Genomic DNA, 13,997 nt, shown 5'->3' with positions numbered 1-13,997 from the left:
GTTTAAAAGTTTGCTTCATCATCTCTCCCTTATCGCGATCTTTTATCTGCCGCAATAATCCGCCGGATTCTAACAAACGCCAACAAACAAAACTAGATACCTAAATAAAATCTAATAATTTTGTTTGTACATATAAATTATTCGAAAGTTTGCTTAGAGCATAACGATTATCTACCAAACATTTAACTTACTGCGGTTTAAATTCTAGTGTGAAACTCTTAAAATATTCATAAACCTCTTTGCTTGGTGGAGGCGGCATTTTTTTTGCCAAATTTGCGGCAGTAATTGCGGCTCGGCATAATGCCGGATCACCCGCCCCCGCTTTGATATCAATCAGTAATCCATCTGACGCCAGTTTTATGTTTAAATCACAAGTACGGCCGATATACAGGCTTGGATCACGAAAATTCTGCTGGATTGCAGCCTGAATCTGTCCCTTGTAATTGTTGATATCAGAATCCGAAGGACCGCTTTTCTTACCGCCACCTTTTCCTGCCGCAGTCGCTCCCCCCTGCTTAGGGGTATTAGACGTTAATCCACCTAACAGATCATTAACCGTTTGAGCTTGCTTTGCGGCTTCTGCCTTGGCTTTTGCTTTTGCTTTAGCCTCTGCTTTTGCTTCTGCCTTCGCCTTAGCTTCGGCTTCCGTTTTAGCTTTTGCCTCAACCGCCGCTTTACGTTTTGCCGCCTCTTCCGCTTCTTTCTTCGCCTGAGCTTCCGCTTTCTGGCGGGCTTCCGCTTGCTCTTTTAGAATTCGTTCTTTTTCTGCCAGTGCTTTTGCCGCCGCTTCTTCTGCCTGCTTTTGATCTTCGCGCGCTTTAGCGGCAGCAACCTCAGACTGTTTTTTCTGCGCTTCAGCTTCCTGCAATGCTTTAATTCGCTCTTCTTCAGCCGCTTTCAAGCGTTCCTGCTCTTCCGCCTGCTTTGCCCGCAATTCAGCCGCCTGTTGTTCAGCTTTTTTCTTCCGCTGTTGTTCAGCTAACTTTGCATTGGCCTGTTGCTGTTGCTGCTGATTATATTGCTGAACGACCGCATTCGGATCAACCATAACAGCATCAATGACAGTACCACTCTGTCCACCGCCTCCCATTTCTGTTTTTTGCACCCAAGAACCCCAAATCAGAAATCCGATCAGGATAATGTGCAATATTACCGAAATGATAATAGCGCGATTCAGCCTATTCTTTTGCTCGCTTGTCTTTCCCACGTTCAACATCCAGAAACTTTAAGTGACAGCCATTGTCAGGCGCCGACAGGTTGGGTCATTAAGCCCACCGATTTGACACCTGCCTGACGAAGCATATTCAACGCCTTAATAATTTCATCATAAGGAACTTCCTTAGAGCCACCAATCAAGAAAATCGTTTTCGGATTGGCTTTCATCACGGTTTGCGCTTCTGCAACGATTTGCTGTTCAGGTAACAATTCCAAACGCTCCTGATTAACAATCATGTTGTACTGCCCTACCCCTGAAACTTCCACAATGACCGGCGGATTATCAGTGCTGGAAACTGTCTTTGAATCCACCGAATCAGGTAAATCAACTTCCACACTTTGCGTGATAATCGGTGCTGTTGCCATGAAAATAAGCAGTAATACCAGCAACACGTCCAGCAAGGGGACGATATTGATCTCGGATTTTAGCTCACGTCTGCGACTACGAGTGCGCGCCATTCGCTGATTTCCCCTTACGATTTATTACGACTTATTAGTATTGGAAGCAAAAGCCTGACGATGCAGGATAGCCAGGAATTCTTCCATAAAGTTATCGTAAACTTGTTCTAGTTTGTTAACCCGCTGGTTCAGGCGGTTATAGGCCATCACCGCAGGAATGGCCGCAAACAAACCGATAGCTGTTGCAATCAAAGCTTCAGCAATCCCCGGCGCAACCATTTGCAGGGTTGCCTGTTTAACCGCTCCCAACGCAATAAAGGCATGCATGATCCCCCAAACCGTACCAAACAACCCAATATAAGGGCTGATAGAACCTACCGTACCTAGAAATGGGATATGATTTTCCAATACTTCCAATTCACGATTTAGTGAAATCCGCATGGCACGGGAGGTTCCTGTGATAACAGCTTCCGGAACATGGTTATTTGCCTGATGTAAACGAGCAAATTCTTTAAACCCGGAATGGAATATCTGCTCAGTGCCACTTAACGAATCACGGCGTGACTGACTTTCTTTGTAAAGGCGAGATAATTCAATACCAGACCAAAATTTATCTTCAAATGCTTCTGCCTCACGGCTTGCGGCATTCAGGATTTTTGTTCGTTGAATAATGATTGCCCAAGAGACGATAGAAAAGCCAATCAGAATCAGCATGATCAGCTGCACTAAGAAACCTGCCTTAAGAAATAAATCAAGGATGTTCATGTCAGTCACTGCTTAAACTCCGCGACAATAGACTTTGGAAGCGCAATCGGCTTCATTTGAGATGAATTCACGTAGACAACAAGGCATTCCGCACTGCTGACAACTACGCCATTACAATCAACAATTCGTTGAATAAATGTCAGAGAAGCACCACGGATATTCGTAACTTCGCTTTCAACAAACAGTTGGTCATCCAGTTTTGCTGGTTTCCGGTAGTCAATCGTCATACGACTAACAACAAAGCCAACTTGTTCATCTAGCATAGTCTGTTGCTGGAAACCTCTTTCCCGCAACATCTCTGTACGAGCTCTTTCGTAAAAACCCAAATACCGAGCGTGATAAACCACACCACTAGCATCTGTGTCTTCGTAGTAAACACGGATAGGCCAACGGAATAACATATTACTCATATAATCCTAATTAGGCGAATTGACGCTGTCACTATACTTAAGACAATAGCGCTTTGGAATGACCTGTCAGTAAAAAAAATTTATAGGCCGACGGCCTATAAAATTACAATTAGTTTACTTAAAGAAATGATATAAGCCAAAAAGAAGAATGAAAAATGCAGGTAACGGATGAAAAAATAATCGCCAAATAATACGGTTAGGATAAAAACCAACACCAAAAGTAACGCCAGAACAAACTGCCCAGATCAATAAAATACCTTGCCATATTTGTAGTGAACTGGTATTGGCGGCAAAACGTACAGGGTTCCAAAACACGCATGCAGCAAGTGTTAAGGCGATAATGAGGATAAGAGCCCTCACCAGGCTCTTATCCATAAGTTGGTAGCATTTATCAGCCAACATTATTTTTTGTCACTCTCAGAAGCGTTCTGTGATTCGCTATGCTCAAGTGCCAAAGCAGCAATGATAGCAAAGCTACAAGCTAAGAGCGTTCCGAGAATCCAAGCAAAATACCACATGCCTATGCTCCTTAGTACAGTGAGTGTTTGTTGTTATCAATGTAGTTCTTATCCAAACGCCCGAAGGTTTTGTAATAACACCAAATGGTGTAAGACAGCACAATAGGAACGAAGATAAGTGCAACAACGAACATAATTTGCAACGTCCACTGACTGGATGTCGCATCCCACATAGTCAGGCTGACATTCGGGTCAATGCTTGACGGCATCACGAACGGGAACATAGCAATCCCTGAAGTCAGGATAATGCAAGCCACTGTCAGTGATGAAAACAAGAATGCCCAGGCACCTTTATTCATCCAGGTAGCCAGCATAGTCAGCAAAGGAAGAAGCACACCCAGCACAGGTATCGCCCACAGAACCGGATAGTTATTGAAGTTGGTCAGCCATGCACCAGCCTGCTGGATAACTTCTTTATGTAACGGATTCGATGCGCCATTCACATCCAGTCCACCCGTGACAACATAACCATCAATGCCATAAATCAGCCATATCCCAGCCAACAGGAATGCAATTGCCGTTATCGCTGCACAAACATGGGTTGCGGTACGGGAACGCAGGTGCAGCTCGCCTGTTGTACGCATTTGCAGATACGTTGCGCCTTGCGTCACAATCATCATCAGGCTAATCACCCCAGCCAGCAATCCGTAGGGGTTCAGCAATCCAAAGAATGAACCTTCATAGGAGACACGCAGGTAAGAATCAACCGCCAGCGGTACGCCTTGCAGCAAGTTACCAAATGCCACCCCGATAACCAATGCAGGTACGAAGCTACCAATAGTCAGCCCCCAATCCCACATATTACGCCATTTTCTGTTTTCCAGTTTCGAACGGTAATCAAAGCCAACCGGACGGAAAAACAGGGCTGCCAAAACCAAAATCATTGCCACATAGAAACCAGAGAAAGCGGCGGCATATACCATCGGCCATGCAGCAAACAGGGCACCACCCGCAGTAATCAACCAAACCTGGTTACCATCCCAATGTGGGGCAACTGAGTTAATCATGATACGGCGTTCAGTATCATTTTTACCAATGATCCGCAGCAGGACACCTACTCCCATATCGAAACCATCAGTCACTGTGAAACCGATCAGTAACACACCAATCAGCAGCCACCATATAAATCGTAATACATCATAATCAAGCATAAGTGGACTCCTGCTTACTCAATATTATTCGCTGAAGACGCGGTTTTTTGTTCAAAATGGTAACGACCGGTCTTAAGGCTGCTTGGGCCAAGACGGGCAAATTTGAACATCAAGAACATCTCTGCGATCAAGAACAAAGTGTACAGACCACAAATCAGCACCATTGAGAAAATCAGATCGCCTACACTGCGTGTTGATGACGCGACAGCAGTTGGTAACACTTCACCAATTGCCCATGGCTGACGGCCATATTCTGCGACAAACCAACCTGCCTCAACGGCAATCCACGGCAATGGAATGCTGAACAATGCAGCACGTAGCAGCCACTTATATTGACCGATACGGTTACGGAGAACACTCAGGAACGACAGACCGATAACCACCAACATAATAAAGCCAGCAGCAACCATGATACGAAATGCAAAGTAGAGCGGTGCTACACGCGGAATAGAGTCTTTCGCTGCGGCTTTAATTTGCTCTTCTGTCGCATCAGTTACGTTTTGGGTATAACGCTTCAAGAGCATGCCATAGCCGAGATCTTTCTTACTTTCATTGAATGCACTGCGAACACTTGGATCAACATTACCTGCACGCAGTTCTTCCAGTAATTCATAGGCCTTAATACCGTTACGGATACGCTGCTCATGCTGGCTCATCAAATCACGCAGACCAACGACCGGTGTATCTGTAGAGCGGGTAGCAATCAGACCTAAAACGTAAGGAATTTGGATGGAATATTTATTTTCCATTTTGTCCTGATCAGGAAGGCCAATCAACGTGAATGAAGCCGGAGGTGGCTGGGTTTCCCACTCTGCTTCAATAGCTGCCAATTTGGTTTTCTGCACGTCCCCCATTTCATATCCAGATTCATCACCCAGAACAATGACGGACAGTACCGCAGCCATACCAAAACTTGCTGCAATAGCAAAAGAACGTTTGGCAAACCCTAAGTCGCGCCCTTTGAGCAGATAGTAAGAACTGATACCCAGTACAAAAACGGCACCTGTGACATAACCGGCTGCAACAGTGTGAACAAATTTCACCTGAGCAACTGGGTTAAGTACCAGTTCGCTGAAGCTCACCATTTCCATGCGCATGGTTTCGAAGTTAAAGTCAGACGCAATCGGGTTTTGCATCCAACCATTCGCAATCAGGATCCACAATGCAGAGAAGTTAGAGCCTAATGCAACCAGCCAGGTAACCGCCAAGTGTTGTTTCTTACTCAATCGATCCCACCCGAAGAAAAACAGACCAACGAATGTGGATTCGAGGAAGAATGCCATCAGACCTTCGATGGCCAGAGGCGCACCGAAAATATCACCAACATAATGTGAGAAATATGACCAGTTGGTTCCGAACTGGAACTCCATGGTCAAGCCCGTTGCGACACCCAAGGCAAAGTTAATACCAAATAACTTACCCCAGAATTTTGTCATATCTTTATAGATTTGTTTGCCAGAAAGGACATATACCGTTTCCATGATCGCAAGCAAAAACGCCATACCAAGCGTTAATGGTACGAACAGAAAATGGTACATAGCAGTTAAGGCAAACTGTAATCGTGACAGTTCGACAATATCAAACATCTTGACTCCTTGCTCCTAGCAGGAAGACACCGACTTGCGGCAACCCGACTTCGTAAAACGAAAGTCTCGTAACTACCAGCAATAAATGCCTCAAACACAACAATGAATTATTACAAAATCAAAAAATCAATAGATACCACAATAATATTACGCCTATATTCACATACAATAAATATCTTTTACGTGACTCAGCTTAGAATTCTGAATATAAATCAACAATATCATACATTCTCAGATTAATACCTATATATACTAGATCAATTTAATCAAGTTTAGCGAATACAATCCAGAGTAATAAATTGATTTTAGTCAATTTTTTTCTTATTTTGTTAATCTTTACAGCTATTATTTCATTATGGTTTACTTGATGTTAATAAGTTGTTATTTGCAATGACTGTAATTTATTTTTTGCTGTAAAATGCATTAGAAAATTAACTTTTCCTTTTCATTCTTTAAAGAATATATTTTTTCGATATTTCCAATTTAATTAATAAAATAAATAGATTTTACTAAAATCCAGTTCAATTAAATTGAAAAACAACTGATCTTATAAATGAACTAACCTATTGTTAATATTATAAATAAAATAAAAGGCTACCCTAAAGTAGCCTTTTTCTATAAAAAAGAGTTTATTTTATGCTGCTTATGCCAATAACGCTTTTACAGCATCGCCAATGTCTGCCAGGCTACGCACCGTCTTCACGCCCGCAGCTTCCAGAGCAGCAAATTTCTCGTCTGCTGTCCCTTTACCACCTGCGATAATCGCTCCGGCATGGCCCATCCGCTTACCTTTCGGTGCAGTTACACCCGCAATATAAGCAACAACCGGTTTAGTCACATGTTCTTTGATATAAGCCGCAGCTTCTTCTTCGGCTGTACCACCAATTTCACCAATCATGACAATCGCTTCTGTCTGTGGATCTTGCTGGAACAGTTGCAGAATATCAATGAAGTTCGAACCCGGGATCGGGTCACCACCGATACCAACACAGGTAGATTGCCCTAAACCAGCATCTGTGGTCTGTTTAACCGCTTCATAAGTCAGTGTGCCTGAACGGGAAACAATGCCCACTTTACCTGACTTATGAATATGACCAGGCATAATGCCAATCTTACACTCATCAGGTGTAATGACACCCGGACAGTTAGGACCAATCATACGAACACCGGCTTGATCCAGTTTTTCCTTAACGGTCAACATATCGAGTGTTGGGATGCCTTCTGTAATAGTGATGATCAGTTTAATCCCCGCATCAATCGCTTCCAAAATAGAATCTTTACAGAATGGGGCCGGAACGTAGATTACAGAAGCGGTTGCCCCTGTGGCTTCAACGGCTTCACGTACGGTGTTGAATACAGGTAATCCTAAATGCTCAGTGCCACCTTTACCCGGTGTTACGCCACCCACCATTTGAGTACCGTAGGCTATCGCCTGTTCGGAGTGAAAAGTACCCTGGCTACCAGTAAAACCCTGACAAATCACTTTGGTGTTTTTATCGATTAAAATAGACATTATTTATTCTCCGCTGCTGCGACTGCCTGTTTAGCTGCGTCTGTCAAACTGGTCGCGGCAATGATGTTCAAACCGCTATCCGCCAGTTTTTTAGCACCCAGTTCAGCATTGTTTCCTTCCAGACGAACGACTACTGGTACGTTAACACCTACTTCTTCCACCGCACCAATAATGCCGTCAGCGATCAAATCACAGCGGACGATACCACCAAAAATATTAACTAAAACGGCCTTAACATTTTCATCTGACAAGATGATCTTGAATGCTTCGGTAACACGCTCTTTTGTTGCACCACCACCTACATCAAGGAAATTTGCCGGTGCACCACCGTGCAGTTTGACAATGTCCATCGTTCCCATTGCCAGACCTGCACCATTCACCATACAACCAATATTGCCATCCAGTGCAACATAGTTCAGTTCCCACTGTGCAGCCTGAGCTTCACGTAGATCTTCCTGTGAAGGATCGTGCATTTCACGCAGTTCAGCCTGACGGAACATAGCATTACCATCAGCGCTCAATTTTCCATCCAAACAAACCAGATCACCTTGCGTTGTGATCACCAGAGGGTTGATTTCAACTAATGCCAAATCACGCTCTAAGAACAGGTTAGCCAATCCCAAGAAAATCTTGGTGAATTGACCAACTTGTTTACCCGTCAAACCAAGTTTGAATGCCAATTCACGGCCTTGATACGGCATAGGGCCAGAGAGTGGGTCGATAATGGCTTTATGAATGAGTTCGGGCGTTTCTTCCGCCACTTTTTCTATTTCGACGCCACCTTCAGTAGAAGCCATGAACACTACACGTCGTGTACCGCGGTCAACAACAGCCCCGAGATACAGCTCCTTGGCAATATCAGTTGCCCCTTCCACCAAGATCTGATGAACAGGTTGCCCCTGCGCATCTGTCTGGTAAGTTACCAGTCGTTTACCCAGCCATTGTTCAGCAAAAGTGCGGATATCTTCCTTACTGTTGACGACTTTCACGCCACCAGCCTTACCGCGGCCACCTGCATGAACCTGACATTTAACGACCCAAGGGCCTGAACCAATCTTGGATGCTGCTTCTTCTGCTTCGCGCGGTGTGGTACAAGCATAGCCAGCAGGTGCTGGTAAACCATACCGTGCAAAAAGTTGTTTTGCCTGATACTCGTGTAAATTCATGATGTTCTATCCATAATTTAATTTAAGAAAGGTAAATTACCTTCTATTTTGTTGCTCTGGATATGACCAGCCCCAAGGGGGCTGGCCTGCATATATTTTTACATCAGCGTCGTACTACTTCAGACTTGGCGGAGTTAACACTCTCCGCCGATAGTGATGCTATACATCCAGCAACAAACGTGTTGGATCTTCCAGCATTTCTTTGATGGTCACCAGGAAGCCGACTGACTCACGACCGTCAATCAGACGGTGGTCATAGGACAGTGCCAAGTACATCATCGGAAGGATCTCAACCTGACCATTTACTGCCATTGGACGATCTTTAATGGCATGCATACCAAGGATCGCGCTTTGTGGTGGGTTAATGATCGGGGTGGACATCAGGGAACCGAAGACACCACCGTTGGTAATGGTGAAATTACCCCCAGTAAGTTCTTCAACCGTCAGTTTACCGTCGCGGCCTTTGATAGCCAGCTCTTTGATGCTTTTCTCAATGTCAGCCATGTTCAATGCATCTGCATCGCGCAATACGGGTGTAACCAGACCACGTGGTGTAGATACAGCAATACTGATATCAAAATAGTTATGGTAAACCACATCTGTGCCATCAATGGAAGCGTTCACTTCTGGATAGCGTTTCAACGCTTCAACAACCGCTTTCACATAGAAAGACATGAAGCCCAGACGTACACCATGGCGTTTTTCAAATGCATCGCCATATTGCTTGCGCAATTCCTGAATTGGCTTCATGTTGACTTCATTGAAAGTCGTCAACATTGCCGTATTGTTCTTCGCTTCAAGCAAACGTTCTGCAACACGCTTACGCAAACGCGTCATTGGGACACGTTTTTCACTGCGGTGTGGCAATAAGGATGGCTGTTCAGCAGATGCGGCGGGCTTATCACTCTCTTTTTTATTCGCAGCGACATATTTTTCGATATCTTCACGGACAATGCGGCCACCAACGCCACTGCCCTTAATGGCAGCAGGATCTAAATCATGCTCTGCAATCAGACGACGAACAGCAGGGCTTAGTGCATCGTTGCTTTCTTCTTCCAAAGATGCAGTCTGACGCTGCGCTGGCGTTGCCTCGGTTTTGGCTTTAACTTCGGCAGGTATCCCCGTGCTGTCACCTAAACGGATACGACCTAACAGTTGTTTGGACAGAACAGTGGCGCCCTCTTCTTCCAAAATGGCTTCCAAAACACCTGCTTCACTTGCTGGCACTTCCAGAACAACTTTATCCGTTTCAATTTCAACCAGCACTTCATCACGCTCTATGGTGTCACCGGGTTTTTTATGCCACGTTGCCACAGTGGCATCTGCAACAGATTCAGGAAGGTCTGGAACCAGAATTTCTACGCTACTCATTTTCTATCCTTAATTTATTCAACGTTCAGTGCGTCATTAACCAGTGCTTGCTGTTGCTGCTGGTGAACAGACGGGTATCCCACCGCCGGGGAAGCAGATGCCGGACGACCTGCATAACGTAAAGACGCCCCAAATGGGATCGCTTCACGGAAATTATGTTGACTGCAATACCAAGCCCCTTGGTTCAGCGGCTCTTCCTGACACCAGACGAAATCATGAACATGGGCATACTGCTCAAGTTGAGCTTGCAGCTGCTGACGAGGGAATGGATACAGCTGTTCAATACGCACAATAGCAACATCGGTCTGTTCATTCTTACGACGCTGTTCCAGCAGATCGTAATAAATTTTGCCGGAACAAAGCACAACGCGCTTGACACCTTTTGGATCCAAAGCGTCAATTTCACCAATGACTGGCTCAAATTTACCATTCGCTAATTCATCCAGACTAGACACTGCCAGTGGATGACGCAGTAACGATTTCGGCGACATAACGATGAGCGGACGGCGCATACCACGCAGAGCCTGACGACGCAGCATGTGATAAACCTGAGCGGGAGTCGATGGTACGCAAACCTGCATGTTTTGTTCAGCACACAGTTGCAGATAACGTTCCAGACGTGCCGATGAGTGCTCTGGTCCCTGCCCTTCATAACCATGTGGCAGCAGCATAACCAAGCCACACATACGGCCCCATTTCTGTTCACCAGAGCTGATAAATTGGTCAATCACAACCTGAGCCACGTTGGCAAAGTCACCAAATTGGGCTTCCCAAATCGTCAGGACACGAGGTTCAGTGGTTGCATAACCGTATTCAAATGCCAGTACAGCTTCTTCTGAAAGGACAGAATCCCATACATTAAATACACCCTGTCCATTGTGGACATTCGCCAAAGGGACATAAACAGAAGCATTGTTTTGGTTATGAATAACGGCATGACGGTGGAAGAAAGTACCACGTCCCGCATCTTCACCAGAGATACGGACAGGAATGCCTTCATCAACCAAGGTCGCGTAAGCCAGTGTTTCCGCAGCCCCCCAGTCAAACAACTTATTGCCATTCGCCATTTCTGCACGGTCGCCATAGATTTTCGCAACACGTGAGTGCATTACCACTTCGGCAGGAACAGTACTGATGCTTTTGCCAAGATCTTGCAAACGTTTCATATCCATCTTATGTGGATACTCTTCATCCCATTCGTGGTTCAGGTAGGGTTCCCATGTGAATGAGTGCAGCCCCATTGGACGCCATTCATCGACAACACATTCACCATGATCCAGTGCATCACGATACAGATTCACCATCTCAGTCACGTCATTGGCTTCCAGCAAACCTTCCGCGACCAGCTTATCTGCATAGATTTTACGTGCTGTTGGTTGTTTTTTGATTTGCTGGTACATCAGTGGCTGAGTTGCACTTGGCTCATCAGCTTCGTTATGACCGTGGCGACGGTAACAGACCAGATCGATCATAACATCACTTTTGAAGGTATTACGGAAGTCAAGCGCCAGACGTGTGACGAATGCAACAGCTTCCGGATCATCTGCATTAACGTGGAAAATCGGTGCCTGAACCATTTTCACAATATCAGTACAATATTGTGTTGAACGGGCATCTTTCGGGTTAGAAGTGGTGAAGCCAATCTGGTTGTTCACTACGATACGAACCGTACCGCCAACTTCATAACCGCGCGCCTGAGACATGTTCAACGTTTCCTGCACAATCCCCTGCCCTATGACTGCGGCATCACCGTGGATAGTCACAGGCAGAACCATATTACTGCGACCTTCATCAAGACGATCACGGCGGGCACGTACAGAACCGATAACAACAGGGCTGACAATCTCAAGGTGAGAGGGATTAAAGGCCAGAGCCAAATGCACCAAACCACCTTCGGTTTCAAAATCAGAAGAAAAACCTTGATGGTATTTTACGTCGCCAGTGCCCAGATGCTCTTTGTGTTTACCCGCAAATTCGTCGAACAGATCTACCGGTTTTTTACCCAAGAGATTGACCAACACGTTGAGGCGACCACGATGAGCCATTCCCAAGACCACTTCACGGGTACTTTGTTTACCTGCGTGACGGATCAGCTCTTTTAACATAGGGATAAGTGCATCGCCACCTTCCAGAGAGAAACGTTTTGCCCCTGGGAATTTAGCACCTAAATAGCGTTCCAAACCTTCCGCGGATGTTAATTCTTTCAGGAAACGACGCTTTTCTTCTGCACTAAACTGTGAACTTACTGCCATTGACTCCAGACGTTGCTGGATCCAACGTTTTTCTTCCGTATTGGTGATATGCATATATTCCGCACCAATTGAACCGCAATAAATGCGTTTCAGCGCGTCATACAGATCAGCCAATTTCATGGTCTCTTTACCAATGGCAAAAGAACCAACATTAAACGTTTCTTCAAAATCCGCTTTTGTTAAATTATGGAAAGCAGGATCAATATCAGGTACAGGTTCCTGTTTCCATAATCCCAATGGATCAAGGTTTGCATGTTGGTGTCCGCGGAAGCGGAATGCATTGATGAGCTGCAAAACTTTGACTTGTTTTGCATCCATTGCTGGATCGCTGACTGAAGTGTGATAACGTGTGGCATCTTTTGCCAGACGACGGAAATAATCGCGTGCCTGTGAGTGAAGTTGCTCGCCGCTAAGTCCTGCTTCCGGTAATTGTTGGAAAATTTCTCTCCAACTTTCATCAACAGAATGAGGATCGGTTATATAGTCTTCATAGATTTGCTCTATATAAGACTGGTTTGCACCAGCCAGAAAGCTTGAGTCCAGCCAGTCCTTCATTGCGCCGTTCTGCATTGTGATCCCTTAAGCTTTAAAAGCTTTAGTTTTCGCCGTGGTTAACAAATACCGCTTAATTAGCGGTGTTGATAAAAGGTTCATTTGGACGTGCTTAATGCATGCTCTTCTATGGGTTTTCCTACCCTTCAAGGAACCTTTAAAAACCGAATATCAGTTTTTAAAAATCCCTTTATTTAGAAACATACTTCGTCTTTAGCAGCAGGCAATTTATCATTTTTCATTCTTTAATGCCCTCCACTGGTTTGATATTTATTTCAAAATTGTGGAGGGCAACATTATATGCACTATTTACACACTATTTATGTGTTATTTATACACAAATTTTTATTTTGCTATGCGCTATGTTTCAGCAACATAGATTTAATATGACCAATCGCTTTTGTCGGATTCAATCCCTTAGGACATACGTTGACGCAATTCATAATGCCGTGGCAACGGAAAACACTGAATGCATCATTCAGGTTATCCAATCGTGAACTTGTTTCAGTATCACGGCTATCAATCAGGAAACGGTATGCCGCTAAAAGACCGGCTGGGCCGATAAATTTATCTGGATTCCACCAGAATGATGGGCAAGACGTTGAGCAACAGGCACATAAGATACATTCATACAAACCATCCAGCTTTTCACGCTGTACTGGTGATTGCAGGTGCTCACGCGCGGGTGGATTTTTACCATCATTAATCAGATAAGGGCGGATTTTCTCATACTGCGCGTAGAACTGCCCCATATCAACAACCAAATCACGAACTACAGGCAAACCAGGCAATGGGCGAATAACAATTTTTTTATTGCCACGACGCAATGCTGAAATGGATGTAATACATGCCAAGCCGTTTTTACCGTTCATATTCACGCCATCAGAGCCACAAACCCCTTCACGGCAAGAACGGCGGAATGACAAGGTTGGATCTTGCTCTTTTAGCTGGATGAGCGCATCCAGCAGCATCATATCGCGCCCTTCCTCTGCTTCCAGTGTATAGTCCTGCATACGAGGCACATCATCGACATCTGGATTATAACGATAAATGGAAAATTCAAGTTTCATAATCTATTTCTCCGCAACTGGAACATCAG

At 44.9% G+C, this 13,997-nt stretch carries 13 protein-coding genes; all 13 read right to left on the bottom strand.

Annotated elements, in window-relative coordinates:
• Positions 1–187: 187 nt before the first annotated feature.
• Complete coding sequence (tolA, locus tag ABLA76_RS11930; RefSeq protein ID WP_348988076.1) at positions 188–1,207, bottom strand: cell envelope integrity protein TolA; 1,020 nt, start codon at positions 1,205–1,207, stop codon at positions 188–190.
• Positions 1,208–1,242: 35 nt separating this feature from the next.
• Positions 1,243–1,674, bottom strand: a complete 432-nt coding sequence (tolR, locus tag ABLA76_RS11925) for a colicin uptake protein TolR (protein WP_348988075.1) — start codon at positions 1,672–1,674, stop codon at positions 1,243–1,245.
• Positions 1,675–1,698: 24 nt separating this feature from the next.
• Entirely contained in the window at positions 1,699–2,388 is a 690-nt protein-coding gene (gene tolQ / locus ABLA76_RS11920) for a Tol-Pal system protein TolQ (RefSeq protein WP_348988074.1), read from the bottom strand.
• The gene (ybgC, locus tag ABLA76_RS11915) at positions 2,385–2,789 is read right to left on the bottom strand and encodes a tol-pal system-associated acyl-CoA thioesterase (RefSeq protein WP_348988073.1); all 405 of its coding nucleotides are present in this window, start codon (positions 2,787–2,789) and stop codon (positions 2,385–2,387) included. Before ybgC ends, tolQ begins: the two co-directional genes overlap by 4 nt.
• Before the next feature lie 114 nt (positions 2,790–2,903).
• Entirely contained in the window at positions 2,904–3,191 is a 288-nt protein-coding gene (gene ybgE, locus ABLA76_RS11910) for a cyd operon protein YbgE (protein WP_285811356.1), read from the bottom strand.
• Positions 3,191–3,307 carry a cytochrome bd-I oxidase subunit CydX gene (gene cydX / locus ABLA76_RS11905; RefSeq protein ID WP_072059785.1) on the bottom strand — a complete coding sequence of 39 codons (117 nt, stop codon included), beginning with the start codon at positions 3,305–3,307 and terminating at the stop codon, positions 3,191–3,193. The genes ybgE and cydX overlap by 1 nt, the downstream gene beginning before the upstream one ends.
• Before the next feature lie 11 nt (positions 3,308–3,318).
• Entirely contained in the window at positions 3,319–4,458 is a 1,140-nt protein-coding gene (gene cydB, locus ABLA76_RS11900) for a cytochrome d ubiquinol oxidase subunit II (protein ID WP_348988072.1), read from the bottom strand.
• Between the two features lie 14 nt (positions 4,459–4,472).
• A complete protein-coding gene (cydA, locus tag ABLA76_RS11895) occupies positions 4,473–6,044 on the bottom strand; it encodes a cytochrome ubiquinol oxidase subunit I (protein ID WP_348988071.1) in 1,572 nt (523 codons plus the stop codon).
• Positions 6,045–6,687: 643 nt separating this feature from the next.
• Positions 6,688–7,557, bottom strand: a complete 870-nt coding sequence (sucD, locus tag ABLA76_RS11890; protein ID WP_348988070.1) for a succinate--CoA ligase subunit alpha — start codon at positions 7,555–7,557, stop codon at positions 6,688–6,690.
• Positions 7,557–8,723: an ADP-forming succinate--CoA ligase subunit beta gene (gene sucC, locus ABLA76_RS11885; RefSeq protein WP_047770301.1), complete on the bottom strand. Its 1,167-nt coding sequence runs from the start codon at positions 8,721–8,723 to the stop codon at positions 7,557–7,559. Before sucC ends, sucD begins: the two co-directional genes overlap by 1 nt.
• A 159-nt stretch (positions 8,724–8,882) precedes the next feature.
• Positions 8,883–10,094: a 2-oxoglutarate dehydrogenase complex dihydrolipoyllysine-residue succinyltransferase gene (odhB, locus tag ABLA76_RS11880; protein ID WP_047770302.1), complete on the bottom strand. Its 1,212-nt coding sequence runs from the start codon at positions 10,092–10,094 to the stop codon at positions 8,883–8,885.
• Positions 10,095–10,108: 14 nt separating this feature from the next.
• On the bottom strand, positions 10,109–12,916 hold the full coding sequence (sucA, locus tag ABLA76_RS11875; RefSeq protein ID WP_348988069.1) for a 2-oxoglutarate dehydrogenase E1 component: 2,808 nt from the start codon (positions 12,914–12,916) through the stop codon (positions 10,109–10,111).
• Between the two features lie 335 nt (positions 12,917–13,251).
• On the bottom strand, positions 13,252–13,968 hold the full coding sequence (locus tag ABLA76_RS11870; protein ID WP_047770304.1) for a succinate dehydrogenase iron-sulfur subunit: 717 nt from the start codon (positions 13,966–13,968) through the stop codon (positions 13,252–13,254).
• Positions 13,969–13,997 lie beyond the last annotated feature (29 nt).

The organism is Xenorhabdus sp. SGI240, assembly GCF_040081915.1.
Taxonomy (GTDB): domain Bacteria; phylum Pseudomonadota; class Gammaproteobacteria; order Enterobacterales; family Enterobacteriaceae; genus Xenorhabdus; species Xenorhabdus bakwenae.
The sequence above is the reverse complement of the archived record's forward strand: the minus strand, read 5'-3'. Positions and strand labels throughout refer to the sequence as shown.

Coding starts and splice junctions, on each gene's coding strand:
- ybgC (WP_348988073.1), bottom strand. CDS start 2,789: ATGAGTAATATGTTATTCCGTTGGCCTATCCGTGTTTACTACGAAGAC.
- cydB (WP_348988072.1), bottom strand. CDS start 4,458: ATGCTTGATTATGATGTATTACGATTTATATGGTGGCTGCTGATTGGT.
- ybgE (WP_285811356.1), bottom strand. CDS start 3,191: ATGTTGGCTGATAAATGCTACCAACTTATGGATAAGAGCCTGGTGAGG.
- cydX (WP_072059785.1), bottom strand. CDS start 3,307: ATGTGGTATTTTGCTTGGATTCTCGGAACGCTCTTAGCTTGTAGCTTT.
- odhB (WP_047770302.1), bottom strand. CDS start 10,094: ATGAGTAGCGTAGAAATTCTGGTTCCAGACCTTCCTGAATCTGTTGCA.
- tolR (WP_348988075.1), bottom strand. CDS start 1,674: ATGGCGCGCACTCGTAGTCGCAGACGTGAGCTAAAATCCGAGATCAAT.
- sucC (WP_047770301.1), bottom strand. CDS start 8,723: ATGAATTTACACGAGTATCAGGCAAAACAACTTTTTGCACGGTATGGT.
- sucD (WP_348988070.1), bottom strand. CDS start 7,557: ATGTCTATTTTAATCGATAAAAACACCAAAGTGATTTGTCAGGGTTTT.
- cydA (WP_348988071.1), bottom strand. CDS start 6,044: ATGTTTGATATTGTCGAACTGTCACGATTACAGTTTGCCTTAACTGCT.
- ABLA76_RS11870 (WP_047770304.1), bottom strand. CDS start 13,968: ATGAAACTTGAATTTTCCATTTATCGTTATAATCCAGATGTCGATGAT.
- sucA (WP_348988069.1), bottom strand. CDS start 12,916: ATGCAGAACGGCGCAATGAAGGACTGGCTGGACTCAAGCTTTCTGGCT.